Raw genomic sequence first — 26,161 nt, 5'->3', positions numbered from 1 at the left:
ATGAAACGGTTTGCCGAACATGCGTAGGGTGCAAACAACTCATCAGAAGTAGTGGCCCGTCGAACCGGCGGACCGCGGCATCCGTATCGGACCGACGACGCGAGGGAGGGAGCCGGAGCGATGGGCGACCACAAAGATCAGCCCCTTCGGGTGGGCGCGGCCGTCCGGCGGCGACGCCGGGCACTGCGGCTCACTCTCGCCGTCGTGGCCGAGCGCAGCGGCCTGTCGGTCCCCTTCCTCAGCCAGGTCGAGAACGAACGGGCCCGGCCCAGCAGGAGTTCCCTGGAGCGGGTCGCCGACGCGCTAGGCACCACCGCCGTGGAGTTGCTCGCCGCGGCCGATCCGGCATGCAGCGTCGACGTCGTGCGCGCCGACGTGGGCGCGGAGTTCACCCCCGAGGCGCAGGTGCGCCCCCTGGTGCGCGGTCACCACCAGATGCACGCCACGGAGTTCACCGGCGACCACGACGAGGGACGCGAACTCCAGCACCGCAACGACAAGTTGATGTTCGTCGCCGACGGCGCCGTGGAGGTCGAGGCGGAAGGGCGCGCCCATCGCCTCGGACGCGGCGACACGCTCTACCTGACGGGCGGGGTCCGTCACCGCTGGCGGGCGACCGTGCCGGACACCCGGGTCGTCGTCGTCGAGGTCGCCGACCACATCGACGCGGTCGAGGACCGGCGCAGCTCCGGCAAGCGCTGACCCCGCCGGGCGGCCGCCGCACGTGCCGCGGCCCGCTGCGATACTGACGCCATGTCCGGCACCTCCGGTGACACCGTCCGCACCTCCGCCGCCACACCCGCGTCCGCGTCCGCCGCCACACCCGCGTCCGCGTCCGCCGCCACACCCGCGTCCGCGTCCGCCGCCACGCCTGCCGACGAACCGACCGCCGCTCCGCGGCCGGGACGCACCCCGCCGCGTGTCGTGTCGCTCGTGCCCTCGCTCACCGAGGCCGTGGCCTTCTCCGTGCCCGGTGCACTGGTCGGTGCGACCGACTGGTGCAGCCGTCCCGCGGACCTCGACGTCGTGCGCGTCGGCGGCACGAAGAACCCGGACGTCGGCCGGATCGTGCGACTCGCCCCCGATCTGGTGGTCGCCAACGAGGAGGAGAACCGGGAACCCGATCTGACCGCGCTGCGCGAGGCCGGCATCGAGGTGCTGGTCACCGAGGTGCGCGACGTGCCGGGAGCCTTCCGCGAACTGGCCCGCGTGCTCGACGCCTGCCGCCCCGGAACACGCCCGCGCTGGCTCGACGAGGCCGAGGCGGCCTGGACGGAACTGCCGGAACCGGCCCGCCCCGCGACCGCGATCGTGCCGATCTGGCGGCGGCCCTGGATGGTCCTCGGCCGGGACACCTTCGCCGGTGACGTCCTGGCACGCCTGGGCGTGGACAACGCGTACGCCGGCCATGCGGACCGCTACCCCCGTGTGCCGCTCCCCGACCTCAGGGCAGCGGCGGCGGATCTCGTCGTCCTGCCCGACGAGCCGTACCGCTTCACCGCGGACGACGGACCCGAGGCCTTCGAGGGCCTGCCCTGCGCGCTCGTCGACGGCCGCATGCTGACCTGGTACGGCCCCTCGCTCGCCGAGGCACCGGCCGTGCTCAGCGCGGCGCTGCGAGCAGCTTGGGACGGAGCTTCCCGCGGCCTTGCGGAGGAGGGCTGATGGTTGCCGGAGAGGTGAGTGTCGGTTCAGCGTTGGTTTGCTGGAACCGTGGGGGTCGTGTCTGTCGTCGTGGAAGCATGGTTCGTTCGCTGATGGAGAGTGAGGGGGCGTCAGATGGGTCGGGCAGGGCGTTGGCTGATGGTGGTTGCCGGCTCGTTGGTGGTGTTCGGGCTGTGCGTGCTGCTGGGCGATCTGTTGTTGCCGTGGGATCAGTCGACGCGGATCGGGACGGGTGCGGGTGCCGGCGCCGTCATCGCGGGCGTGTTGGGCGCTTGGGCATCGTCCCTGATCGGCTCCTCGACCCCGTCGGCTGCCACGACGCCCGGCACGTCGACCGCGTCGGGTGAACGTTCGGTGGCCACTCAGGACAATTCCGGGGTGATCATCACGGGGGACAACGGCACTGTTCAGCGATGACCGAGCCACCCGCATCACACGTCTCGGGAGACCGGTCCGCCGCCGCAGCGAACAACTCGGGCATCATCGCCAACGGCGACCGGGCCCAGATCGAGCTGCGGAACCTTGTGCTGCCTCCCGGTGCGCTGCAGCCGGCGGTCGCTGACGAGGCGATAGCGCAACTGAACAACCTGCCCGCACTGGACAGCCGTGCCTTTGAGGGTCGTGACAGCACGCTCGCCGCTTTGCAAGGCCTGCCGTCGACGGGGACGGGGATCGTCACGCAGACCGTGCGGGGAATGGGTGGAGTCGGTAAGAGCACCCTGGTCCTGCACCATGCCCATGCGCACCTGGCAGCAGGACATGGGCCGGTGTGGTGGATCGACGCGTCGTCGACCGCCACCATTTCGGCCGGGCTGGCTTCCCTGGCCGCGGCTGTCAATCCGGTGCACGCTGCGCTGCCGCTGGACGAGGGCGCCGACTGGGCCATCACCTGGCTGCAGGGCCGTACGGGGTGGCTGCTGGTTTTCGACAATGCGGAAGAGCCCGCCGACCTGCAGCCTTACCTTGGCCGACTCAGCACCGGCCAAACCTTGGTCACGACCCGACGTGACCTGCCCTGGCGCGACCTCGGCACGCCCTTGCGCCTGGACACCCTGACAGCTGAAGCTTCGGTGAAAGTGCTTCAGGAGATCACCGGACGCCGGGCCGACAGCGACACTGCGGGCCTGGCCGAGCTGGCCGAGGAACTCGGTCACCTGCCCCTGGCCTTGCAGCAGGCCGGCGCGTACCTGGCACAGACTCGCAGCAGCGCTGCCGGCTACATCGCCCGACTGCGCGCCGACCCGACGGATGTGCTCGCCACCACGGCCCCCGGAGATCCCCAGCAGCGGACCATTGCCCGACTGTGGAGCGTCACCCTCGACGCCCTGCACACGACCGATCCGCACGCAGTGGAGCTGCTGCGGGTCCTGGCCTACTGCGCACCCGATTCCCTGCCAAGACGCGTACTGCGCGGCTCTTTGCCCGCGGATCGGGATGTGGATCAGGCACTGGGTGTACTGGCCGCCTACAGCATGATCACCCTCGACCATGAGACCGTCACCGTCCACCGCCTCGTGCAGACAGTGCTGCGCAGCACCACTCCCACGCCCACTCCGAGGCCGCGCCCCAGGAAATTCTGGACAGCGCTGCACCGATCCCGGCCGGCCGGCCCACCTCACCCCAGCGAAGCCGCCGTGAACTGGCTACATGCCGCCATGCCATTGGGTAGTCCCGAGGACGTGCAGAGCTGGCCGGATTGGCAACAGCTGCTGCCACACGTGCAGGCCGTAGACAAGTACCACCAAGCCGTGTCGGAGCTCTCTGCCCTCGCCGCGCTGCTCAATCGGACCGCGTTCTATCTGAGGGCCCGCGGACAGGCCTCACAAGCGTTGCCGTTGGCGGAGCGGGCGTTGGCCGTCAGCGAGGCAGTGTTCGGTCCCGAGCATCCCGACACCGCCATCCGTCTGAGTAATCTCGCGTCGACGTTCAGTGCTCTGGGACGGCATGCGGAGGCGTTGCCGTTGGCGGAGCGGGTGCTAGCTGTCAGCGAGTCCGTGTTCGGTCCCGAGCACCCCGACACCGCCATCCGTCTGAGCAACCTCGCCACAACGTTTCGCGATCTGGGGCGGCCTGCGGAGGCGTTGCCTTTGGCGGAGCGGGCGTTGGCCGTCACCGAGAGCGCGCTCGGTCCCGGGCACCCCACCACCGCCATCCGCGTGGGCAGCCTCGCGTCGACGTTCAGTGATCTGGGGCGGCATGGTGAGGCGTTGCCGTTGGCGGAGCGGGCGTTGGCCGTCAGCGAGTCCGTGCTCGGTCCCGGGCACCCCACCACCGCGATCCGTCTGGGCAATCTCGCGTCGACGTTCAGTGATCTGGGGCGGCATGGTGAGGCGTTGCCGTTGGCGGAGCGGGCGTTGGCTGTCAGCGAGTCCGTGCTCGGTCCCGGGCACCCCACCACCGCCATCCGCCTGAGCAACCTCGCATCAACGCTCGGCGCTCTGGGGCGGCATGCGGAGGCGCTGCCAGTGAAGGAGCGGGCGTTGGCTGTCACCGAGGCCGCGCTGGGTCCCGACCACCCCGACACCGCGATCCGTCTGGGCAATCTCGCGTCGACGTTCAGTGATCTGGGGCGGCATGGTGAGGCGTTGCCGTTGGCGGAGCGGGCGTTGGCCGTCACCGAGGCCGCGCTGGGTCCAGACCACCCCACCACTGCGATCCGTCTGGGCAACCTCGCGTCAACGCTCGGCGCTCTGGGCCGGCATGCGGAGGCGCTGCCGGTGAAGGAGCGGGCACTGGCCGTCACCGAGGCCGCGCTCGGCCCTGACCACCCCGACACCGCGATCCGTCTGGGCAATCTCGCGTCGACGTTTCGCGATCTGGGGCGGCATGGTGAGGCGTTGGCGTTGGCGGAGCGGGCGTTGGCTGTCAGCGAGTCAGTGCTCGGTCCCGACCACCCCGACACCGCGATCCGTCTGGGTAACCTCGCGTCAACGCTCGGCGCTCTGGGGCGGCATGGTGAGGCGTTGCCGTTGGCGGAGCGGGCGTTGGCCGTCAGCGAGTCCGTGCTGGGTCCCGGGCACCCCGACACCGCGATCCGTCTGGGCAGCCTCGCGTCGACGTTCAGTGATCTGGGGCGGCATGGTGAGGCGTTGCCGTTGGCGGAGCGGGCGTTGGCCGTCAGCGAGTCCGTGCTGGGTCCCGAGCACCCCGACACCGCGATCCGTCTGGGCAATCTCGCGTCGACGTTCAGTGATCTGGGGCGGCATGGTGAGGCGTTGCCGTTGGCGGAGCGGGCGTTGGCCGTCAGCGAGTCCGTGCTCGGTCCCGACCACCCCACCACCGCCATCCGTCTGAGCAACCTCGCGTCAACGCTCGGCGCTCTGGGACGGCATGCGGAGGCGCTGCCAGTGAAGGAGCGGGCGTTGGCCGTCACCGAGTCCGCGCTGGGTCCCGAGCACCCCACCACCGCGATCCGTCTGGGCAATCTCGCGTCGACGTTCAGTGATCTGGGGCGGCATGGTGAGGCGTTGCCGTTGGCGGAGCGGGCGTTGGCCGTCAGCGAGGCTGCGCTCGGTCCCGGGCACCCCACCACCGCGATCCGTCTGGGCAATCTCGCGTCGACGTTCAGTGATCTGGGGCGGCATGGTGAGGCGTTGCCGTTGGCGGAGCGGGCGTTGGCTGTCAGCGAGTCCGTGCTCGGTCCCGACCACCCCACCACCGCCATCCGTCTGAGCAATCTCGCGTCGACGTTTCGCGATCTGGGGCGTCATGCGGAGGCGTTGCCGTTGGCGGAGCGGGCGTTGGCCGTCACCGAGAGCGCGCTCGGTCCCGAGCACCCCACCACCGCGATCCGTCTGGGTAGTCTCGCGTCGACGTTCAGTGATCTGGGGCGTCATGCGGAGGCGTTGCCGTTGGCGGAGCGGGCGTTGGCCGTCAGCGAGTCCGTGCTCGGTCCCGACCACCCCACCACCGCCATCCGTCTGAGCAATCTCGCGTCGACGTTTCGCGATCTGGGGCGTCATGCGGAGGCGTTGCCGTTGGCGGAGCGGGCGTTGGCCGTCACCGAGAGCGCGCTCGGTCCCGAGCACCCCACCACCGCGATCCGTCTGGGTAGTCTCGCGTCGACGTTCCGTGGTCTGGGGCGTCATGCGGAGGCGTTGCCGTTGGCGGAGCGGGCGTTGGCCGTCACCGAGGCCGCGCTCGGCCCGGACCACCCCACCACCGCCATCCGCCAGAGGAACCTCAATTCGATCCGCGCATCGCTGGAAGACCCACCGAACGATGAGCCCTGGCCACGCCGATCCGTGCGATGAACACCGGGAAAGGCAGACACAGAAAGCTACCTTCGCGAAGGCGCTGTGAGCAGCTCGCCGCTGAGCAGCCCGCGGACCGTGCACCAGGCCGCCACCGCCCACGCGGCCACGAGCAGCACGTACAGGGCGACCGCGAGGCCGTCGAAGGCGAGCAGGCCGGTGTGCCGGGCCAGCCCCTCGGCGCCGGTCACGCACGTCCCGACCGGGAAGGTGAACGCCCACCAGGTCATCGCGAAGCCCATGCCCCGGCGGCGGGCCCGCAGCACCATCGCGCCGGCGAGCCCGAGCCACAGCAGTGCGAAGCCGGTCACGGGAACCCCGTAGAGGACGGCGAGGAGGCCGAATCCCTGGTCGTAGGGGGCGTGCATCACCCCCGGGGCGACGTCGGCGAACTTGCCCGTCGCGGTGGTCGACTGGCCCAGCGGCCCCAGCACCAGGAACAGGGTCGGGGTGAGCGCGAGGGGCAGCGGACCCGCCGTGACGAGCCGCGCGAAGATCAGCGGAAGCACCAGGAACGTGGCCAGCAGGCTCAGCCCGAACATCGCGAGGCAGCCGAGCAGCAGGGTCTGGCGGGCCTGCCCGGCCGGCAGATGCGGTACGAGCAGCGGGCCGAGGGCGGCGGAGACCATCGGGGCGACGAGCGGCAGCAGCCACACCGGTGTGGCCTGTCCGGGCTCGATGCGGTGCCGCACGACCATCAGGTACGGGACGGCCACCGCGGCCAGCAGTCCCACCGCCGTGCCGACGGTGAACAGGACGACGTCCAGCGCGAGCGCGGCCCGCGGTCCGATCCAGTCCTCGCCGACGACCAGCGCCCCGCCGCCGACGGCCAGCAGGGCCATGGCGAGACAGCCGTAGAAGGGCGCCATGGCCGGGTCGAGAAGATGGGCGCGGGCCTGGTCGCGGTGACGGGTCCAGTGCACGGCGCGAGCGGCGAGCAGTGTCACGAGCATCGCGAGCGACAGCGCCCACACCCCGGCGCACACGGCTCTGAGGCCCGGCACGTGTCCGGGAAGTCCGGCGCCGGCTGTGGCCACGATGGCCGTGCCCATCACCGAGGCGTACCAGTTGGGGCCCAGGTGCCGCACGGTGGCGGCGCGGTGGGTTCCGACCGTGCGAGGGGATCCCGATGTGCGGACGGCGAGGGGCTGGGCAGCGGTGACCATGGCTCCACCGTCCCGCGCCGAAGGCCTCCCCACCAGGGAGCACTGTTCTATGAGGGCATAAGCTGGATTTATGGGCAGGACGGAATCGGCGACCGGGACCAGCGAGCACGAAGCGGCCGCGGGCAGAGCCGGAGAGACGGCCGGCAGCGGCATCGCGCACCGGGTGCCGGAGCTCGGCGCGCTGGAACTGCTGCTCGCCGTGGCGCGGCTCGGCAGCCTCGGGCGCGCGGCGCGTGAACTGGGCATCACCCAGCCCGCGGCCAGCAGCCGCATCCGCTCCATGGAACGCCAGCTCGGGGTGGCCCTCGTCGACCGTTCACCCCGCGGCTCGCGGCTCACCGACGAGGGCGCGCTCGTCACCGACTGGGCCCGGCGGGTGGTGGAGGCGGCCGAGGCGTTCGACGCCGGGGCGCAGGCCCTGCGCGACCGGCGGGACTCCCGGCTCCGGGTGGCCGCGAGCATGACCATCGCTGAATACCTGCTCCCCGGCTGGCTGATCGCGCTGCGCGCGCAGCGCCCCGACACGGCGGTGTCGCTCCTCGCCGGCAATTCCGCCGCCGTCGCGGAGCGGCTCCTCGCGGGCGAGGCCGACCTCGGCTTCGTCGAAGGGCTGTCCGTTCCGGTGGGCCTCGACTCGGTGGTCGTCGCGCGGGACCGGCTGATCGTGGTCACGGCGCCCGGGCACCCGTGGGCGCGGCGGCGGGCGCCGCTGTCCGCGGGCGAGCTCGCGGCGACGCCGCTCATCCTGCGGGAGGAAGGGTCGGGTACGCGGCAGGTGCTGGACGCGGCGCTCGGAGGGCTCGCCCGGCCGTTGATCGAGCTGTCCTCCACCACCGCGGTCAAGGCGTCCGCGGTCAGCGGGGCCGGGCCCGCCGTCCTCAGCGAGCTCGCGCTCGGGGAGGAGCTGTCGGCCCGTCGGCTGGTCACCGTGGAACTCGCCGGCGTCCGGCTCGACCGTGCCCTGCGCGCGGTCTGGCCCACCGGTCACCGCCCCACCGGTCCCGCCCGGGATCTCCTGGCCCTGACCCGCTCGTTCCACTGACGGCCGCCCCGCCGTCCCGTCCTCGGCGCTCGCCCCGGATGCCCCTCGTCGAGGGGCGGAGCGGCTGACTTTCCGGTGTGTCGTCAGGCCGCCGCCCGGACCAGCGCCCTCATCACCCGCACGTCCTCGCCCATCTCCGGATGCCACTGCACCCCGAGGACCCACCCGGGCCCGGGGAGTTCGACGGCCTCCACCGTCCCGTCCGCGGCGTGCGCCGAGGCGAGCAGCCCCGCACCGAGCCGTTCCACCGCCTGGTGGTGATAGGTGGGCACGGCCGAAGCCTCCGGCACGACACCGGCGTACAACGTCCCCGGCACGGGCGTCACCTCGTGCTGCCCGAAGACCCCGACGGCCTGGGTGTGCCCGTCGATGTGCTGGACGAGCGTGCCCCCGAGGGCGACGTTCAGCAGCTGCATACCGCGGCAGATCCCGAGCAGCGGGGTGCCGGACGCCAACGCGGCCCGGATCAGCGCCAGTTCCCACGCGTCGCGCGCGGGCGCCGGCGGCCCCGTGCGCGACGACCGCTCGGCGCCGTAGCACCCGGGGTCGACGTCCGGCCCCCCGGCGACGACCACCCCGTCGAGGCGGGCCACGGCCGCCGCGGCCCGGTCCGGATCGTCCGGCGGCAGCATCACGGCGAGCCCGCCGGCCCGCTGCACGAGCCGCGGATACCCGGCGGGCAGCAGCGCGGCCTCCAGTTCCCACACACCCCAGCGGGCACCGTCCAGATACGTGCTGACGCCGATCAGCGGCCTGTCCACGCGGCTCTCCCTCGCATCGATCCCTGATCAATGGAACGCATGCATACCTTTGCGGGACGCGTGACGACAAGGCGGCCGGGTGTGCGTCGTGTCCGGCTCACGCGAGGAACCCCCGCAGCAGCGCCGCCGTCCCCGCGCAGTGCTCCCGCATCATCTCCCGCGCCCCGTCGGCGTCCCCGTCGAGCACGGCCTCGACCAGCGCCGTGTGCTGCTGCTGGGAGTGCTCCAGGTTGCGCACCAGCAGGGGGATGCAGTCGAGGAGGTCGTTGACACAGGCGCGCACGGACGCGTACTGGGCCGCCAGCGAGGGCGAACCGCACAGCTGCGCGAGCGTGAGGTGGAGCCCGGTGTCCAGCCGGCGGTACTCGGTCAGCGGAGCGTCGTTCGTGCGGGCGAGCGCCTCGCGCAGCCGCTTCGCCCGCTCGCCGTCGAGCCCGTGCGCGGCGCACAGTCCGGCCGCGCCCACCTCCAGGACCTCGCGGAAGCGCAGGACGTCCTCGATGTCGACCGCGGCGACCCGGCGCCGCAGCTCCTGCTCGCCGGGGGCCTGCGCGCGCGGCAGCACGAACGTGCCGCCGTACCGGCCGCGCCGCGACTCGACGAGGCCCTGGTCCTGGAGGACTTTGAGCACCTCGCGCAGGGTGACCCGGCTGATCCCGAGCCGTTCCGCCAGGTCCCGTTCGGCGGGCAGCCGTTCGCCGCCGGGCACCAGGCCCAGCCGGACGACCTGGAGGATCTGCTCCAGCGCCTCCTCGAAGCCGTTGCCCGCCCGCACCGGCCGCAGCACGGTCGTCAGCCCGTCGCCCGGACCCCTCGCGGCGCGGCCCGGACCGCGCCCCGGGCCGCTGTCTGGACTCGCCTGCGCCATCCGGTCGTGCCCCCTTCCCAAGCAAAGGTTCTCGGCAATACCTTATGGCTCTCGGCTGACCCAAGGAGGCTTTTCCGGTGGCAGACCGCACACCCCCGCTCGGCGTAGAGGAACTGCACACCCTCGTCGCGGGCGGCGAGATCGACACGGTCGTCCTGGCCTTCCCCGACATGCAGGGGCGACTCCAGGGCAAGCGGTTCGCCGCGCGCTTCTTCCTCGACGAGGTCCTGCACCACGGCACGGAGGGCTGCAACTACCTCCTCGCCGTCGACACCGAGATGAACACGGTCGACGGATACGACATGTCCTCCTGGGACCGGGGCTACGGCGACTTCGCGATGCGCCCCGACCTCGGCACCCTGCGCCGCGTCCCGTGGAACGCGGGCACCGCCCTGCTCATCGCCGACCTCGCCTGGAACGACGGCTCACCGGTCGTCGCCGCGCCCCGCCAGATCCTGCGCCGCCAGCTCGACCGCCTCGCGGAGCTCGGCTACACCGCCCAGGTCGGCACGGAGCTCGAGTTCATCGTCTTCAAGGACACCTACGAGCAGGCCTGGGACGCCCACTACCGCGGCCTGACCCCGGCCAACCAGTACAACATCGACTACTCGGTCCTGGGCACCGGGCGCATCGAGCCCCTGCTCCGCCGCATCCGCAACGAGATGCAGGGCGCCGGCCTCACCGTCGAGTCCGCGAAGGGCGAGTGCAACCCCGGCCAGCACGAGATCGCCTTCAAGTACGACGAGGCCCTCGTCACCTGCGACCAGCACGCGATCTACAAGACCGGCGCCAAGGAGATCGCCTCCCAGGAGGGCGTCTCGCTCACGTTCATGGCCAAGTACAACGAACGCGAGGGCAATTCCTGCCACATCCACCTCTCGCTCGCGGACGCCGACGGCAGGAACGTCATGGCGGGCTCCGACCGGGACCCCGACGGGATGTCGCCGGTCATGCGGCACTTCCTCGCCGGGCAGCTCGCCGCCCTGCGCGACTTCTCGCTCCTCTACGCCCCCAACATCAACTCCTACAAGCGGTTCCAGCCGGGCTCCTTCGCGCCGACCGCCGTCGCCTGGGGCCACGACAACCGCACCTGCGCGCTCCGTGTCGTCGGCCACGGCCGGTCGACGCGCTTCGAGAACCGCCTGCCGGGCGGTGACGTCAACCCGCACCTGGCGGTCGCCGGTCTGGTCGCGGCGGGTCTGTACGGCATCGAGCAGCAGCTGGAGCTCCCCGAGGCATGCGGCGGCAACGCGTACGCCGCCGAGTACGAGCACGTGCCCACCACCCTGCGCGAGGCCGCCGAGCTCTGGGAGAACAGCCCCATCGCCAAGGCCGCGTTCGGCGACGAGGTGGTCGCGCACTACCGCAACATGGCGCGCGTCGAGCTGGACGCCTTCGACGCCGCGGTGACCGACTGGGAGCTGCGCCGCTCCTTCGAACGCATGTGAGGCCCCACTTGTCGAACGAGCACGAACTCCGTGTCCTCAACCCGGCCACCGAGGAGGTCGTCGCCACCGTCCCGGCCGCCACCGCGGACGACGTGGACGCCGCCGTCACGCGGGCCGCGCGCGCCCAGACGGCATGGACGGCACTCGCGCCCGCCGACCGCGCCCGGCTGCTGCGCCGCTTCGCGTCCGTCGTCGACGGGCACATCGAGGAACTGGCCCGGCTGGAGGTCCGCGAGGCGGGCCACACCCTCGGCAACGCCCGCTGGGAGGCGGGCAACGTGCGCGATCTGCTCGACTACGCGGCCGGGGGAGTGGAGCGACTGACCGGCCGTCAGATCCCGGTCCTCGGCGGTCTCGACGTCACCCTCCTCGAACCGCTCGGCGTCGTCGGCGTCATCGCGCCCTGGAACTTCCCCATGCCGATCGCAGCCTGGGGCACCGCACCGGCCCTCGCCGCCGGCAACGCGGTGGTCCTCAAGCCCGCCGAGACGACGCCGCTGACCGCCCTCAGGCTGGCCGAACTCGCCCTGGAGGCAGGGCTTCCCGAGCACCTCTTCCAGGTACTGCCGGGCGCCGGCCCCGTCGCGGGGAACGCCCTCGTCGAGCACCCGGGCGTCGCCAAGATCGTCTTCACCGGGTCGACGGCCGTGGGCAAGCAGGTGCTGGCGAAGGGCTCCGCCCTCCTCAAGCGCGTCACCCTGGAACTCGGCGGCAAGAGCCCCAACATCGTGTTCGCCGACGCGGACGTCGAGGCCGCCGCTGCCGCCGCACCCATGTCCTTCCTCGACAACTCCGGCCAGGACTGCTGCGCCCGCACCCGCATCCTCGTCCAGCGCTCGGTGCACGACCGCTTCCTGGACCTGCTCGCCCCCGCGATCGAGTCCGTCAGGGTCGGCGACCCCGCCGACGAGCAGACACAGATGGGCCCGCTGATCTCCCGGGCACAGCTGGAACGCGTGCGCTCCTACGTCGACGCCGGCGCGCCCGGCATCCGCGGCAAGGCCCCGGAGGGACCCGGTTTCTGGTTCCCGCCCACCGTGCTCACCGCGGTCGCGCCCGACGCCCGCGTCGCCGTCGAGGAAGTCTTCGGCCCGGTCGCCGTGGTCCTCCCCTTCGAGGACGAGGCGGACGCCGTCCGGCTCGCCAACGACACCCCGTACGGCCTCGCCGGGTCCGTCTGGAGCCGGGACATCGGCCGGGCGCTGCGGGTCTCGGGCGCCGTGCGCGCCGGGAACCTCTCCGTCAACTCCCACTCCAGCGTCCGCTACTGGACCCCCTTCGGCGGCTTCAAACAATCGGGGATCGGCCGCGAGCTGGGCCCGGACGCGCTCACCGCCTTCACCGAAACCAAGAACGTCTTCATCAGTACGGAGGGCCCCGCACAGTGACCGAAGCCACCGAGGGAAACATCTGCCGCCGTCTGGTCGGCCGTACCGCCGTCATCACCGGCGCCGGCAGCGGGATCGGCCTCGCCACCGCGCGCCGGCTGGCCTCCGAGGGCGCGCGCGTCGTCTGCGGCGACGTCGACGAACAGCGCGGCAAGGCCGCCGCCGACGAGGTCGGCGGCACCTTCGTCAAGGTCGACGTCACCGACCCGGAACAGGTCGAGGCGCTGTTCAGGACGGCGTACGACACGTACGGCTCCGTCGACGTCGCCTTCAACAACGCCGGCATCTCGCCGCCCGACGACGACTCCATCCTGGAGACCGGACTGGAGGCCTGGAAGCGCGTCCAGGAGGTCAACCTCACCTCCGTGTACCTGTGCTGCAAGGCCGCCATCCCCTACATGCGGCGCCAGGGCAGGGGCTCCATCATCAACACGGCGTCCTTCGTGGCCCGGATGGGTGCGGCGACCTCGCAGATCTCGTACACCGCCTCCAAGGGCGGTGTGCTGGCCATGTCCCGCGAACTGGGCGTGCAGTTCGCGAGGGAGGGCATCCGGGTCAACGCCCTGTGCCCCGGACCGGTCAACACCCCGCTGCTCCAGGAGCTGTTCGCCAAGGACCCGGAACGGGCCGCGCGGCGGCTGGTGCACATCCCCGTCGGACGGTTCGCGGAGGCCGACGAGATCGCCGCGGCGGTCGCGTTCCTCGCCAGCGACGACTCCTCGTTCGTCAACGCGACCGACTTCCTGGTCGACGGCGGGATCTCGGGCGCGTACGTGACACCCCTCTAGCGGACAAAGGTGTACGGTCCACGTCATATGCGACACCTCCTCGTGTGGACCCTGGCAGCGGCCGCCGCCCTGGCGGCCGCGCCCACCGCCCCCGTCGCCGGCCCGGCCGCGTCCGGCCGCGCCGACTGCCCACGACTGTCCGGCACTTGGTACGGAGACAACCGCGCCCGTCTGCAACAGGTGATCGACGCCCACGGCACCTGCGCCGGCCGCCCCCTGGACACCCGCCCGGTCGCCGCCTTCGACTGGGACAACACGATCACCAAGAACGACGTCACGGACGCCACCCTCGTCTGGGCCCTCACCCACGACAGACTCCTGCGCCCGGCCCGCTGGAAGGACACCAGCGCCTGGCTCACCACAGCCGCCGACGAGGCCCTCACCGCCGCCTGCGGCTCGGGCGCGGGCACCCCCCTGAGAACCTCCGAGAACCCCCGCTGCGCCGACGAGATCCTCCAGATCCGCGAGAACGCCACCACCGTCAGCGGGGCCCCGGCCTTCGTCGGCACCTGGAACCACCGGCGCACGGTGCCCCAGTACGCATGGGTGCCCCAGCTCTTCGCCGGCCGCACCCCCGCGGAGCTCTCCTCCTACGCCCGCCGGGCACGCGAGCGCGCCCTCGCGGCCCCCGTGGGCGCGGTGCAGCGGGTCGGCACCCGCACCGTTCCCGCGTACGTCCGCTACTACGCCCAGCAGCGCGACCTGATCCGCACCCTGCAACGGGCCGGATTCGACGTGTACATCGTCTCGGCGGGCTCCGAACCCGTCACCGAGGTCTGGTCCCGCGGAGTCGGGGTCGACGCCCGTCACACCCTCGCGATCCGCTCCGTCCTCGACCGCCACGGCCGGATCACCACCCGCAACGAGGGCTGCGGTGGCGTCCCCGCGAGCAGGGGTGAGGCCATCCCGTACATCGACGGCAAACGCTGCTGGATCAACCAGGAGATCTACGGAGTGCGCGGTGCCGCCGCCTGGCGGCGGCAGGACGCCCGCCACCGCCCCGTCGTCGCGGGCGGCGACGCCGACACCGACGTCGCCTTCGTCGGCGACGCCACCGGCGCCCACCTGGTCCTCAACCGCAACAAGAGCGAACTGATGTGCAGGGCGTACGACGACGCGGACGGCCGCTGGTTGGTCAACCCGATGTTCATCGAGCCGCTGCCCCGCAAGCCGGACGACTACCCGTGCGCGACGACCGCCTACAACGCGCCGGACGGCGGCCGGGGCCCCGTACGCAGACCGGACGGCTCCGTCGTGCCCGACCGGACGGACACCGTGTACTGATCTTCAGGGCCACGTCCCAAGGGCTGTCCCGTGATCCCCGGTGGATCGGCGCGCGGCGTCGGATGCGGTGCATCGCGAGGCGGTGGGGGTCCCCCTCCGAAGGCAGGGGGCGGTCGTCCTCGTACTGGGCGTATTCGGGCGGCCCTCCGACGCGGCGAGGTGCCGTAGCTGTCGTCGTGCGCCCGCCGGGGATCACGGGACAGCCCTTAGAGTGCCGGGATGAGCATGACACCTCCGCCCGGCTGGTACCGCGACCCGTCGTACCCGCTCGTCGAGCGCTGGTGGGACGGAACCGCGTGGACCGACCACCGGCGCCAGCCCGAGGTCCCCACGCAGCCCCCGGCACCCCCGGCGCCGTCCGGGAACGGGGGCTCGGGCCGGGCCAAGGCCGTCGCCCTGACCGCGGCCGGAGCGGTCCTCGTCGCGTCGATCGCCACCGGCGCCGTGCTCCTCGGCAAGGACGACGGGAAGGGGGAGGCGGCCACGAAGACCACGCCGACCGCCCCGGCACCCGCCACCGGGACCGGCTCACCGTCGCCCTCGGGCTCCGCCTCCGCGAGCCCGTCCGAGGACCCGTCCAAGGTCGTGGACGAACTCAACGGCATCACCCTGCCGTTGCTCGACGGCTGGGTCCGGCCCAAGTACGTCGCCGAGGACGACATGGTGATGACGACGCCGGGCACCTACGACTGCCCGGGGGACCCCGGCCTCTGCCGCCACGGCCGGGTCCTGTCGCGCACCGTCACGGCCAACGACGAGAAGTCCCCGAAGATCCTCGCCGAGCAGGACATCGAGGACGCGGCGGACGCCTCGTACGACCGCGACCTGGTCGACAGCAGGCCCTACCGCGGCATCACCTCCCACCAGGTGGTGAAGTCGGGCCAGGTCGCCGTCGCGGGGCGGGCCGGCTACTTCGTGCGCTGGCGCGTCAGGACCGGTGTGGGGCCGGGTGGGTACGTCGAGTCGCTGGCCTTTCCGTCCAGCGTCGGCTCGGAGTCCCTCGTCATCGTCCGCTTCGCCTTCGACGCGGGCCCCGACGGACCGCCCCTGGCCGACATGGACAGGATCACCAAGGGCATCCGCCCGGTCGGTGACTCGGGCACCGGCGGGGGAGTGGGCAGCAGCATCGGACCGTCGACGTGACACCCCGCGGCGAGCCGGCCTAGGGGGGTTTCGTTTGGATCAGCCCGGGTCCGCGACGCCCGGCACGGCGCCTCGCCGCGTTGTCGGACCACCCGAGTACGCCCAGTACGCGAGTGATCCTCCGCCTTGCGACGCACCGCACCGGACGCCGCGGCCCGATCCGACCTGACCCAAACGAAACCCCCTAGAGGAAGGTGTACCCTTCGCCCCGGTACGTCGGGACCGTGGCCGTCACCGCGTCGCCCTCCACGAGGTGCAGGGTGTCGAACCGCTCGCACAGCTCGCCGGCCTTGGCGTGCCGGAACCACACCTTGTCGCCGATCAGCAGGTCGTCCGCGGGCGCCCCGATCAGCGGCGTTTGCACCTCGCCGGGGCCCTCCTGCGGGTCGTACCTCAGTCCCTCCGGCAGGTGGGGCACCGGCAGCCGGTCGGCGCCCGGGGCCCCCGAGGCCGGGTAGCCGCCGCCGAGGACCGTCACGATCCCCACGCCCGGCCTGCGGACGACGGGCTGCGCGAACAGCGCGGCCGGACGCCCGCTGAACGACGTGTAGTTGTCGAACAGCCGCGGCAGGTACAGCCCGGACCCCGCCGCGATCTCGGTGACCGAGTCCTCCGCGGCCGTGTGCTGGACGCTGCCCGTACCGCCGCCGTTGACGAATTCGAGGTCCGGTGCCACCGCCCGCACGGCCCGGACGACCTCGGCGCGCCGCCGGGCCAGCTCCTTGCGGGCGGTGGCCTGCATCAGCCGGATGGCGCGCGACCGCAGCGGCCGCCCGTCGACGGCGTCGCCCACGCCCGCGATGTGCCCCTCGTACGCCATGATCCCGACCAGCCGGAATCCGGGCCGCCGGGCGACGGCGCGGGCCAGATCGGCGACCTGGGCCGGGGAGTGCAGCGGCGAGCGCAGGGCCCCCACCCGGACCCGCCCGCCGAGCAGCTTGAGGGACGTGTCCAACTCCAGGCAGACACGCACGACTTCGGCACCGCCCTGCCGGGCCTCGTCGATCAGGGCCAGCTGTGCCGGGTCGTCGATCATGACGGTCACCGCGGCGGCGAGCTTCGGGTCGCTGGTCAGCTCGGCGAAGGCCCCGCGGTCCGCCGACGGGTAGGCCAGGAGCACGTCGTCGAAGCCGGAGCGCGCGAGCCACAGCGACTCGGCGAGGGTGAACGACATGATGCCCGCGAAGCCGTCGCGGCCCAGGACGCGTTCCAGGAGGGCGCGGCAGCGGACGGACTTGCTGGCGACACGGATCGGCTTGCCCCCGGCCCTGCGGACGAGATCCTCCGCGTTCGCGTCGAAGGCCTCCAGGTCCACGATCGCGACGGGCGCGTCGAGGTGAGCGGTGGCCCGGTCGTACCGGGCCCGGTCTGCGGCGCGGGCAGTCATGTCCGAAGCCTGCCAGACTCGATTACCGCAGGGTAGGGGGACGTTCCGGGCAGATGCCCCGGGGCCCCGGACTGGTTCCCTCCGGACGCGCGTCAACCCGTAGAGTGACGCGCACGCAGGGAGGAACGACCTTGCCCCGGCGGGCCCTGCCCGGGGTGACGGTCCATCGGTGCGGGTATGCGTGCCCGTGGCGGGCCTCCGCAGACACGAAACGGTCCCGCCGAGCTCCGCGGCGGACCGATTGCCCGGGTACGAGGAAACGGGGGGTGCATGAGCACGGAAGCGCGTCGCGCCTCCATCCCTCCGCGCCCGACGACCCCGCCGCAGTCGTCCCCGGCCGCCTCGCAGTCGTCCCGGGACGCCCTCCCGGAGCCGGCCGCGCAGACCCCGTCGGCCACCGCGGAGGGGACGGCCCCGCCGTGGCCCCCGGCCCGCGAAGAGTCCCGGGAGGCGGGCCCCGCGACCGATGCCCGTGCGGAGACGTCCGGCCGCCCGGCCGCGTCCGAGGCGGAGCGCCAGGTGCCGCCGCGTCGGACCGATTTCCGTGCGGAGACGTCCGGCCGCCCGGCCGCGTCCGGCCCGGAGCGCCAGGTGCCGCCGCGTCCCGCCGGCGCCCCCGCGGGGCACACCCCGGCACCCCACCGGCAGGACCGGTTCGTGGCGGACGCCGCTCCGCCGCGCGCGGCGGACCGGTTGCCGGACGGCGCTCCGACGTTCCCGTCCCTGCGCGCGGGCGCGCAGCAGGACACGGCGGCCCCGCCGCGGCCCACGCCGCCCCGCCCCGCCGACGGACCCACGTTCCCGCCCCGCCCGGTGGAACCCCCTTCCACGGGCACCGGCGCGGCGCCGCGGGCCGCAAGCACTTCGCGTGTGCCCTCGCCACCGAGCTCGTACGACTTCTTCGCGCCGGCCACCGACGTGGCGGCGCAAGCGACCGGCACCCCCGGTGACCGGTCGGCGAACCGGCCCGGGACGTCGGCCCACGGGCCCGGGAACGGGCCCGCCCGTCCCTCCGGCGCACCCGGGCGGGACGCGGAGAACCCCACCGGCGCGGCGTCCGGCCTGCCCGCCGCGCGCCGGCCCGGCACCGTCACCCCGCCGCCGCCCCCGGCCTCCGCCCGCTTCCCGGACGCTCCGCCGGCCACCCCCGGGTCCGCCCGGCCCGGGGTGCCGCCGCGCACCGGCCCGCACGAGGAGCACAGCACGGAGACGACCAGGCGACTGCGGCCCGTCCCGGCCCAGGAGCCGGCCGCACCCCCGCACACCCCGCCCCGCGCCCCCGTACCCCCGTCGCCCACCCCGCGCGCGGAGCGCCCCTTCGTCTCGTTCGCCGAGCCGGACACCCACGACGGGACCGGTGAGCGTCCGCGCACCTCCCGCGGCGGCAGGACCCGCCCCCGCATCGTGGCCGCCGCGGCCTGCGTCGTCCTTGGAGCCGGGCTCATCGGCGGCGCGGTGACGGGCAGTTGGCTCACCGGCGGCACCGACGGCGAGGGCTCGGGCGACGCCTTCGCGTCGGCGGGCGACCTGTGGCACAGCGTGCCCGTGGACCGGCTCTTCCCGCCCACCGTGCGGGGGGACGGAGCCGGCCCCGGAGGCGCCGACCGCGTCTGGACCCGGATCGCCGTCGCGCCGGACACCGGCTGCAAGGACGCCTTCGACCCGCTCCTGCGCAAGGCCCTCGCCCCGGTCGGCTGTCTGCGGCTGCTGCGCGCCACGTACACGGACGCCACCCGCAGCCATGTCACGACCGTCGGCCTGCTGTTCACCAAGGCGGACGCGGCGGCGATGACCTCCCTCAAGGCCCGCTTCGAGAAGGAGGGCCTGGAGCGCCGCACCGACCTGATGCCCCGCCCGTACGCCGCCGAGGGAACCGTCGCCGACCACTTCGGCGACGCGCAGCGCGCCTCCTGGACGGTGTCGGTGCTGACCGACGCCCCCGTCGTGGTCTACGCCGTCTCCGGGTTCGCGGACGGCCGTGCCGTCACCACGCCGCAGGCGGCCGAGGACGCCATCGAGCCCGGCGCGACCACGACCCCGGCGCAGGCGGGCCTGGGCCACGAGGCACAGGGACTCGCCGACCGCGTCGAACGGGGCTTCCGCAAGACCGTCACCTCGGCCACGGAGAAGCCGTCATGATCCGCAAGGCCGGACCGGTCCGCACCGCGGGGCGGGGCCGCCCGACCGGGGCGACCCGCCGGGCCGGGCTGCTCGGTGCCCTGCTGGCCGGCTCCCTGGCCCTGGTGCCGTCCACCACCGCCTACGCCGACGGCATACGCGCCAAGCAGTGGGCCCTGGACGCGATGCACACCCAGGAGGCCTGGCGGACCACCAAGGGCAAGGGCATCACCGTCGCCGTCCTCGACACGGGCGTCGACGCCCGGCACCCGGACCTCGACGGGAACGTCCTCACCGGCAAGGACATGGTCGGCTTCGGCGCGAGCCGCGGCGACCGGGCGTGGGCCAGGCACGGCACGGCCATGGCGGGCATCATCGCCGGGCACGGTCACGGCCCGGGCGACGACGACGGAGTCATGGGCATCGCCCCGGAGGCGAAGGTCCTCCCGGTCCGCGTCATCCTGGAGGACGGCGACTCCGCCCGGACGAAGGCCCGCAACACCCGGGGCAACGCCCTCGCCGAAGGCATCCGCTGGGCCACCGACCACGGCGCCGACGTCATCAACCTCTCCCTCGGCGACGACTCCAAGTCCGCCCACCCCGAACCGGCGGAGGACGAGGCCGTCCAGTACGCCCTGCGCAAGGGCGCCGTCGTCGTCGCCTCGGCCGGCAACGGGGGCGAGAAGGGCGACCACATCTCCTACCCGGCCGCCTACCCGGGTGTGATCGCGGCGACCGCCGTGGACCGGTACGGCACCCGCGCCTCCTTCTCCACCCGCCGCTGGTACGCCACGGTGAGCGCGCCCGGCGTCGACGTCGTCATCGCCGACCCGGACGACCGCTACTACGAGGGCTGGGGCACGAGCGCGGCGTCCGCCTTCGTCTCCGGCGCGGTCGCCCTCATCAAGGCGGCCCACCCCGGTCTGTCCCCGGCGCAGATCAAGCAGCTCCTGGAGGACACCGCCCGGAACGCCCCCGCCGGTGGCCACGACGACTCCCGAGGGTTCGGTTTCGTCGACCCCGCCGCCGCCATCAAGGCGGCCGGCCGGCTCAAGCCCGAAGGGCTCCACTCGCAGGCGTACCGCGGGAAGTACTTCGGTTCGGGTCCCGACGCCGCCAAGGGCGACGACGACTCCTCGGGCTGGGCGGGCCCGCTCGCGGGCGGCATCGGCGCGGCCCTGCTGGCGGCGGCGGTCGTGCTGTGGCGCGGCCGCCGTGCCCCGGACGGCTACGGCGACGCCTAGCCGCCCACGCCTGACGGCGGGACCTGGGCGGGTACGTCGGCGCCCGGCCGCCCGCGCCTGACCGCGGGACCGGGGCCGGGACGGCGGCGGCGAACTGCACACGTCTGGCGGCGGGACCCGGGCGGGTACGTCGGCATCCGGCCGCCCGCGCCTGACCGCGAGACCGGGGCCGGGACGGCGGCGGCGAACTGCACACGTGTGACGGCGGGACCTGGGCCGGTACGGTGACACCCAGCCGCCCGCGCGTCACGGCGAGACCCGGGCCGGTACGTCGGCGCCCAGCGCCCGCGCCTGACCGCGGGACCTGAACGGAACCGCGCCTGCCGCAGCTCACCGGCAGGACCGGTCGGGCAGCATGGGCCCCGGGCAAGCCGTGCAGGCGGTACGGGTGTTGCGGGCGCACGCTCCCCGGCAGCGCCCCGAGCGACCGGGGCCTCAGCCCGCGTCCGTGTCCCGGAACGCCGACACCGCCGCCCGCGCCGCCGCCTCGACCAGCGAAATCCCCTTCGCCTGCGTGGAGTTGCCGTTCGACAGGGTCGCCACCAGGTAGGAGCGTCCGTCGGCGGTGACCCGCCCGATGCTGTTGATGTCCCACAGCCCGGTCGTGCTGCGCGCCAGCCACCCGTTCTTCAGGGCCCAGGCGGAGCCGTCCGCGACCGCCGACACCCCCCAGTGCTGGCCGGCCGCGACACCGCCCATGAGGCCCTGCACATAGGCGCGCGAACTCTTCGAGAGCTCGGTGTCGCCGACGCCGAACACCTGCCGGAGCAGGGTGAGTTGATCGGTCGCCGTGGTCTGCGTCAGCCCCCACAGCGCGCCGTCGCCGCCCTGCGTGCCGGACAGGCCGAAGCGGGCGTTCGCGGAGTCCAGGCCGTCCGCCTGCCCGATCTCGTCCCACAGCGCGGACGCCGCCGTGTTGTCGCTGTGCTCGATCATCGCGGTGGCGTAGGCCTTCTCCTGCGCCGTGAGATGCCGGTCCGCGTCCTGGACCTGGAGCAGCAGCGCCGCCAGGATGTCCACCTTCACGATGCTCGCGGTGTCGAAGGAGCCGTCGCCGTACACGGAGCTCTCGCCGGAGGTGAGGTCGAGGACGGCGACCGACACCTTCGCCCCGTTCTCCGCCGTCACCGACTTCATCGCCGCGGCGAGCAACGCCTCGCGATCGACCGAGGGCTCCGCCACGGGTTCCACCGACGCCTCCTCGCTGACGGCGGGCGACGCCGAGGACGCCGCCGGGGACCCGGACGACGATACGGGCCCGGAGCCGTCGTGCGCCTGGGCCTTCATGTAGAAGGTGCCGGCCGCGGTGCCGCCCACCAGGACGGCGGAGGCCACCAGGGCGGACAGCAGCGGCGTGCGTCGGGCGGTGCGGGCGCGGCGCCCTCGGGCTCTGTGACGGTCCATCCCGCGATGCTGGGCGCCGGGGCTGTGCCCGTGGTTAGACGCATGTGAGATGTGTGTCAGGGAAGGCTGAGAAACGCATGAGCCCTGTCACCACCGGGTTACCGGGCCCGCACAAGCGCAGCAGCATCACCCCGATAGGGTCGGGACCGTGGCGAACAAGAACATTCCCGACTCCGGCTTCTCCGACGACGACGGCAGCGCCGACCCGAGGCTCAGCGCGGCGCTCGCGGCCTGGGCCGAGGACCGCACCGCCGTCGGGCCCGTCCTGGAGGCGCTCAAGGGCGCCCGGCTGCTCGTGCCCGTGGTGGCCGTCCTCGGCGAGGTCGAGGAGGACGAGAACGGACTGCGCCACGAGAAGACCAGCGACATGGCGGTGCCGACCCTGAAGGCCGGCCACCGCACGGCGCTGCCCGCCTTCACGTCCACCGAGTCGCTGGCCCGCTGGGACCCCGCCGCCCGCCCCGTCGCCGTACCCCTGCACCAGGCGCTACAGGCCGCCGCGCACGAGAAGGCCGACACGATCGTCCTGGACATGGCGGGCCCCGTGCCCTACGAGCTGACGGGCCCGGCGCTGCTCGCGCTCGCCGAGGGACGCACCTCGACCGACCCGCTCGCCGACCCGGCCGTCGTGGCCGCGGTGCGGGCCGCGGTCGCCGCCGAACCGCTGGTCCTGCGCGCCCACCTCGGGCCCGGCCACGCCGACGGCACCCTCGCCCTCGTGCTCGACCCGTCCGCCGCCCCGGCCGAGGCGGCCCGCTCGGTCGCCGAGCGGCTCGCGGCCGACGAGACACTGAGGGCCCGCCTGGTGCGCGGCCTCGACCTGGCGCTGCTGCCGGCCGAGGCGACGCCGCCGGGCGAGCCCCTGTACGTACGTCGGTGAGTGAAGGTCAGCCGTAGACCGGGCCCGTGTACTTCTCGCCCGGACCCTGGCCCGGCTCGTCCGGGACGATCGACGCCTCGCGGAACGCCAGCTGGAGCGACTTCAGACCGTCGCGCAGCGGCGCCGCGTGGAAGGAGCTGATCTCGGTCGTGCTCGCGTCGAGCAGCCCGGCGAGCGCGGTGACCAGCTTGCGCGCCTCGTCCAGGTCCTTGTGCTCGTCCCCCTCCTCGGTCAGACCGAGCTTCACGGCGGCGGCGCTCATCAGGTTCACGGCGACCGTCACGATCACCTCGACCGCCGGGACCTCGGCGATGTCGCGGGCCATGGTGTCGTAGTCGGGAGTCTGGGGAGGGGTGTCACTCATACCTGACACGATAGGCCCAGGTGCGCGGCCGTCCGCGCGGGGGAGTCCGGGGCGCCCGGTTAGCGCGGACCCCGGGGAACTGCTAACCTTGTGTAACGACCGGTCGGACACCTATGTGCTCGACCCACAAGTGGAGGCTCCGATCTCCCACCTGACCGTCCTCCGGGGCGGCGGGTCACCCGGTCAGGCGGCCACCACCGTTCCGTACGGACGGTGGAGTCGCCCGATAGTGCGCCCCGCGGTTCACCGCGGCGGTGCTCCGGTAGTCATGGAGCCCCGCCTGTGTCCCGTCCCGGGGCATTTTTCATGCCCCGCGGTGGTTGGTCCACGTGTCATCAGAGACATACGCGGCTGTCCGCCAGACCGCCGTGTGGTGCTACCGAGGAGGATCCATCAGCGCCGAGCCCCGCATCAACGACCGGATTCGCGTTCCCGAAGTGCGACTTGTCGGTCCCAGCGGCGAGCAGGTCGGGATTGTTCCGCTTGCCAAGGCCCTTGAGCTTGCTCAGGAGTACGACCTCGACCTGGTCGAGGTGGCGGCGAACGCTCGCCCGCCCGTCTGCAAGCTCATGGACTACGGGAAGTTCAAGTACGAGTCGGCCATGAAGGCCCGTGAGGCGCGCAAGAACCAGGCGCACACGGTCATCAAGGAGATGAAGCTCCGGCCGAAGATCGACCCGCACGACTATGACACGAAGAAGGGTCACGTCGTCCGGTTCCTCAAGCAGGGCGACAAGGTCAAGATCACGATCATGTTCCGTGGTCGCGAGCAGTCCCGGCCCGAGCTGGGCTACCGACTGCTCCAGCGTCTCGCGGAGGACGTCCAGGACCTCGGTTTCGTCGAGTCGAACCCGAAGCAGGACGGCCGGAACATGATCATGGTTCTCGGTCCGCACAAGAAGAAGACCGAGGCGATGGCCGAGGCCCGTGAGGCCCAGGCGGCCCGCAAGGCGGAAGCGAAGGCCAACCCCGGTCGCTCGCAGAACGCCGCCGAGGCCGAGACCGCCGAGGCTCCGGCCGAGGCTTCCGCCGAGGCCTGATCCCAGGACCTACGCCCCGGGCACGTCGAGGACACCGGTCCTGGGCGCCCGGGACAGCAGTCCGGGGATGTCAATCGATACATATGACGTTCCATCGTGCCCGGTTTCACGACCGGGCACCGGAACGCCACTGACGAGGAGATAACGGCGCTATGCCGAAGAACAAGTCGCACAGCGGTGCCAGCAAGCGCTTCAAGGTCACCGGCTCCGGCAAGGTGCTCCGTGAGCGCGCCGGCAAGCGCCACCTGCTCGAGCACAAGTCGTCGCGCCTGACGCGCCGCCTCACCGGCAACGCCGAGATGGCCCCGGGCGACGCCAAGAAGATCAAGAAGCTTCTCGGCAAGTGACGCACCGGCGCCTCGGCGCCGCGCGTCTGGACCGGGACCCAATCGATTTCGGGCCGTGTGACGACCACCACGGCCCCGCTACAAGGAGTTAAACAAAGTGGCACGCGTCAAGCGGGCAGTCAACGCCCACAAGAAGCGCCGGGCGATCCTGGAGCAGGCCTCCGGTTACCGCGGTCAGCGTTCGCGCCTGTACCGCAAGGCCAAGGAGCAGGTCACCCACTCGCTGGTCTACAACTACAACGACCGCAAGAAGCGCAAGGGCGACTTCCGGCAGCTGTGGATCCAGCGCATCAACGCCGCTGCCCGCGCCAACGGCATCACGTACAACCGCTTCATCCAGGGTCTGAAGGCCGCGAACGTCGAGGTCGACCGCAAGATCCTCGCGGAGCTGGCCGTCAACGACGCCAACGCGTTCGCCGCGCTCGTCGAGGTCGCGCAGAAGGCGCTGCCGTCGGACGTCAACGCGCCGAAGGCCGCGTGACGCTGCACCGGCTCTAGGCCGGTGCGACCGGAGGACCCGCAGGCCCGAGGCCTGCGGGTCCTGCTGCGTCCGGACGGGCGGCGGCCCGTGCGCGCGGGCGGCCGGACACGTCGTGCACACGGCGGCCCGCATCCCTGCCCGTACCCGTCGACCGCGGGCCCGCGCCCGACAAGTACCCGTGAACTTCCGAAGGTGAGCCCATGCCCTCCGCCGCCCCCGAGCTGATCTCCCCGCGTTCGCCCCGCGTCCTCGCCGCGCGGCGGCTGGCCAAGCGGAACTTCCGGGGCAAGGAGCAGCTGTTCCTCGCCGAGGGCCCGCAGGCCGTACGGGAGGCGGCGGCCCACCGGGCGCACGGTCGGGCCACCCTCGTGGAACTCTTCGCCACCGTCGAGGCGGCGGAGCGGTACGCCGACATCATCGGTGAGGCCCGGGACGCCGGCGCCCGTGTGCACCTCGCGGACGAGACGGTGATCGCCGACATCTCGACCACCGTGACCCCGCAGGGACTCGTCGGCGTCTGCCGGTTCCTCGACACCCCCTTCGAGGACATCCTCGAAGCCCGGCCGAGGCTCGTCGCCGTCCTCGCCCACGTCCGGGACCCCGGGAACGCCGGCACCGTGCTGCGCTGCGCCGACGCCGCCGGCGCCGAGGCCGTCGTCCTGACCGACGCGTCCGTGGACCTGTACAACCCCAAGGCCGTGCGCGCCTCGGTCGGCTCGCTGTTCCATCTCCCCGTCGCGGTCGGCGTGCCCGTGGAGCGGGCCGTGCAGGGCCTCAAGGACGCCGGGGTGCGGATCGTCGCCGCGGACGGCGCGGGCGACGACGACCTCGACGACGAGCTGGACAAGGGCACCATGGGCGGCCCCACCGCCTGGGTGTTCGGGAACGAGGCCTGGGGGCTTCCGGAGGAGACCCGGGCGCTGGCCGATGCCGTCGTGCGCGTGCCCATCCACGGAAAGGCCGAGAGTCTGAACCTCGCCACGGCCGCCGCCGTATGTCTCTACGCGTCCGCCCGTGCACAGCGCGCCTCCGGAGGGTGCCGCTCCGTCACCGACAGCTAGTAGGGTGACGGGCTCGGGGGCCCTGCGCC

23 protein-coding genes are annotated in these 26,161 nt (G+C 72.9%); 17 read left to right on the top strand and 6 right to left on the bottom strand.

Annotated features, from left to right (window positions below; all coding sequences use genetic code 11):
* Nucleotides 1-120 precede the first annotated feature (120 nt).
* The 4 genes from ACSYGO_RS11845 (at nt 121) to ACSYGO_RS11830 (ending at nt 5,918) form a co-directional block, all read left to right on the top strand.
* A complete protein-coding gene (locus tag ACSYGO_RS11845; protein ID WP_095933167.1) occupies nt 121-702 on the top strand; it encodes a helix-turn-helix domain-containing protein in 582 nt (193 codons plus the stop codon).
* 51 nt (nt 703-753) lie between these two features.
* Nucleotides 754-1,665, top strand: a complete 912-nt coding sequence (locus ACSYGO_RS11840) for a helical backbone metal receptor (protein ID WP_460386635.1) — start codon at nt 754-756, stop codon at nt 1,663-1,665.
* A gap of 138 nt (nt 1,666-1,803) precedes the next feature.
* A complete protein-coding gene (locus tag ACSYGO_RS11835) occupies nt 1,804-2,082 on the top strand; it encodes a hypothetical protein (protein ID WP_426681942.1) in 279 nt (92 codons plus the stop codon).
* Nucleotides 2,079-5,918, top strand: a complete 3,840-nt coding sequence (locus tag ACSYGO_RS11830) for a tetratricopeptide repeat protein (protein ID WP_460386634.1) — start codon at nt 2,079-2,081, stop codon at nt 5,916-5,918. Before ACSYGO_RS11835 ends, ACSYGO_RS11830 begins: the two co-directional genes overlap by 4 nt.
* A gap of 26 nt (nt 5,919-5,944) precedes the next feature.
* Here the strand turns inward: ACSYGO_RS11830 and ACSYGO_RS11825 are convergent, their stop codons facing one another.
* The gene (locus ACSYGO_RS11825; protein ID WP_460386633.1) at nt 5,945-7,084 is read right to left on the bottom strand and encodes a TDT family transporter; all 1,140 of its coding nucleotides are present in this window, start codon (nt 7,082-7,084) and stop codon (nt 5,945-5,947) included.
* A 70-nt stretch (nt 7,085-7,154) separates the two neighbouring features.
* On the opposite strand from ACSYGO_RS11825, the gene ACSYGO_RS11820 reads away from it, so the two are divergent.
* Nucleotides 7,155-8,126 (top strand): LysR family transcriptional regulator, encoded by a 972-nt coding sequence (locus ACSYGO_RS11820; RefSeq protein ID WP_460386632.1) that lies wholly within the window; start codon nt 7,155-7,157, stop codon nt 8,124-8,126.
* Nucleotides 8,127-8,209: 83 nt separating this feature from the next.
* On the opposite strand, the gene ACSYGO_RS11815 is transcribed toward ACSYGO_RS11820, so the two are convergent.
* Both ACSYGO_RS11815 and ACSYGO_RS11810 read right to left on the bottom strand, forming a co-directional pair.
* Nucleotides 8,210-8,887: a gamma-glutamyl-gamma-aminobutyrate hydrolase family protein gene (locus tag ACSYGO_RS11815; protein WP_460386631.1), complete on the bottom strand. Its 678-nt coding sequence runs from the start codon at nt 8,885-8,887 to the stop codon at nt 8,210-8,212.
* Nucleotides 8,888-8,984: 97 nt separating this feature from the next.
* A complete protein-coding gene (locus ACSYGO_RS11810; RefSeq protein WP_426682548.1) occupies nt 8,985-9,755 on the bottom strand; it encodes a FadR/GntR family transcriptional regulator in 771 nt (256 codons plus the stop codon).
* A 77-nt stretch (nt 9,756-9,832) separates the two neighbouring features.
* Here ACSYGO_RS11810 and ACSYGO_RS11805 point away from each other — a divergent pair, with 77 nt between their 5' ends.
* From ACSYGO_RS11805 to ACSYGO_RS11785, 5 genes are all read left to right on the top strand, one after another.
* Nucleotides 9,833-11,203: a glutamine synthetase family protein gene (locus ACSYGO_RS11805; protein WP_426682547.1), complete on the top strand. Its 1,371-nt coding sequence runs from the start codon at nt 9,833-9,835 to the stop codon at nt 11,201-11,203.
* An 8-nt stretch (nt 11,204-11,211) separates the two neighbouring features.
* On the top strand, nt 11,212-12,591 hold the full coding sequence (locus ACSYGO_RS11800; protein ID WP_460386630.1) for an aldehyde dehydrogenase family protein: 1,380 nt from the start codon (nt 11,212-11,214) through the stop codon (nt 12,589-12,591).
* Entirely contained in the window at nt 12,588-13,379 is a 792-nt protein-coding gene (locus tag ACSYGO_RS11795; protein ID WP_426682545.1) for a 3-oxoacyl-ACP reductase, read from the top strand. The genes ACSYGO_RS11800 and ACSYGO_RS11795 overlap by 4 nt, the downstream gene beginning before the upstream one ends.
* A 27-nt stretch (nt 13,380-13,406) precedes the next feature.
* Nucleotides 13,407-14,663: an HAD family hydrolase gene (locus ACSYGO_RS11790; protein ID WP_460386629.1), complete on the top strand. Its 1,257-nt coding sequence runs from the start codon at nt 13,407-13,409 to the stop codon at nt 14,661-14,663.
* A gap of 225 nt (nt 14,664-14,888) precedes the next feature.
* Nucleotides 14,889-15,806 carry a DUF2510 domain-containing protein gene (locus ACSYGO_RS11785; RefSeq protein ID WP_460389703.1) on the top strand — a complete coding sequence of 306 codons (918 nt, stop codon included), beginning with the start codon at nt 14,889-14,891 and terminating at the stop codon, nt 15,804-15,806.
* Nucleotides 15,807-15,990: 184 nt separating this feature from the next.
* Here ACSYGO_RS11785 and ACSYGO_RS11780 read toward each other — a convergent pair whose 3' ends face one another.
* A complete protein-coding gene (locus ACSYGO_RS11780; RefSeq protein WP_460386628.1) occupies nt 15,991-17,193 on the bottom strand; it encodes an amino acid deaminase/aldolase in 1,203 nt (400 codons plus the stop codon).
* A 270-nt stretch (nt 17,194-17,463) separates the two neighbouring features.
* Here ACSYGO_RS11780 and ACSYGO_RS11775 point away from each other — a divergent pair, with 270 nt between their 5' ends.
* Together ACSYGO_RS11775 and mycP are read left to right on the top strand one after the other, a co-directional pair.
* Complete coding sequence (locus ACSYGO_RS11775; protein ID WP_460386627.1) at nt 17,464-19,332, top strand: hypothetical protein; 1,869 nt, start codon at nt 17,464-17,466, stop codon at nt 19,330-19,332.
* Complete coding sequence (gene mycP / locus ACSYGO_RS11770) at nt 19,329-20,555, top strand: type VII secretion-associated serine protease mycosin (RefSeq protein WP_460386626.1); 1,227 nt, start codon at nt 19,329-19,331, stop codon at nt 20,553-20,555. Before ACSYGO_RS11775 ends, mycP begins: the two co-directional genes overlap by 4 nt.
* 435 nt (nt 20,556-20,990) lie before the next feature.
* On the opposite strand, the gene ACSYGO_RS11765 is transcribed toward mycP, so the two are convergent.
* A complete protein-coding gene (locus ACSYGO_RS11765) occupies nt 20,991-21,959 on the bottom strand; it encodes a serine hydrolase (protein WP_460386625.1) in 969 nt (322 codons plus the stop codon).
* A gap of 148 nt (nt 21,960-22,107) precedes the next feature.
* On the opposite strand from ACSYGO_RS11765, the gene ACSYGO_RS11760 reads away from it, so the two are divergent.
* Complete coding sequence (locus tag ACSYGO_RS11760) at nt 22,108-22,839, top strand: SseB family protein (RefSeq protein WP_426682539.1); 732 nt, start codon at nt 22,108-22,110, stop codon at nt 22,837-22,839.
* Nucleotides 22,840-22,846: 7 nt separating this feature from the next.
* Here ACSYGO_RS11760 and ACSYGO_RS11755 read toward each other — a convergent pair whose 3' ends face one another.
* On the bottom strand, nt 22,847-23,203 hold the full coding sequence (locus ACSYGO_RS11755; RefSeq protein WP_426682538.1) for a DUF1844 domain-containing protein: 357 nt from the start codon (nt 23,201-23,203) through the stop codon (nt 22,847-22,849).
* A 368-nt stretch (nt 23,204-23,571) separates the two neighbouring features.
* Between ACSYGO_RS11755 and infC the strand changes: the two genes are divergently transcribed.
* The 4 genes from infC to ACSYGO_RS11735 all read left to right on the top strand — a co-directional run bounded on the left by infC (nt 23,572) and on the right by ACSYGO_RS11735 (nt 26,132).
* Nucleotides 23,572-24,243 (top strand): translation initiation factor IF-3, encoded by a 672-nt coding sequence (gene infC / locus ACSYGO_RS11750; RefSeq protein WP_099500143.1) that lies wholly within the window; start codon nt 23,572-23,574, stop codon nt 24,241-24,243.
* A gap of 152 nt (nt 24,244-24,395) precedes the next feature.
* Nucleotides 24,396-24,590 carry a 50S ribosomal protein L35 gene (gene rpmI, locus ACSYGO_RS11745; protein WP_007829094.1) on the top strand — a complete coding sequence of 65 codons (195 nt, stop codon included), beginning with the start codon at nt 24,396-24,398 and terminating at the stop codon, nt 24,588-24,590.
* A gap of 97 nt (nt 24,591-24,687) precedes the next feature.
* Nucleotides 24,688-25,071: a 50S ribosomal protein L20 gene (gene rplT / locus ACSYGO_RS11740; protein WP_006141703.1), complete on the top strand. Its 384-nt coding sequence runs from the start codon at nt 24,688-24,690 to the stop codon at nt 25,069-25,071.
* A gap of 200 nt (nt 25,072-25,271) precedes the next feature.
* A complete protein-coding gene (locus tag ACSYGO_RS11735) occupies nt 25,272-26,132 on the top strand; it encodes a TrmH family RNA methyltransferase (protein ID WP_426682537.1) in 861 nt (286 codons plus the stop codon).
* Nucleotides 26,133-26,161: the final 29 nt, after the last annotated feature.

This window comes from Streptomyces krungchingensis (genome assembly GCF_054729265.1).
Note: the sequence above shows the minus strand (reverse complement) of the source record. Positions and strands in the feature narration are given on the sequence as shown.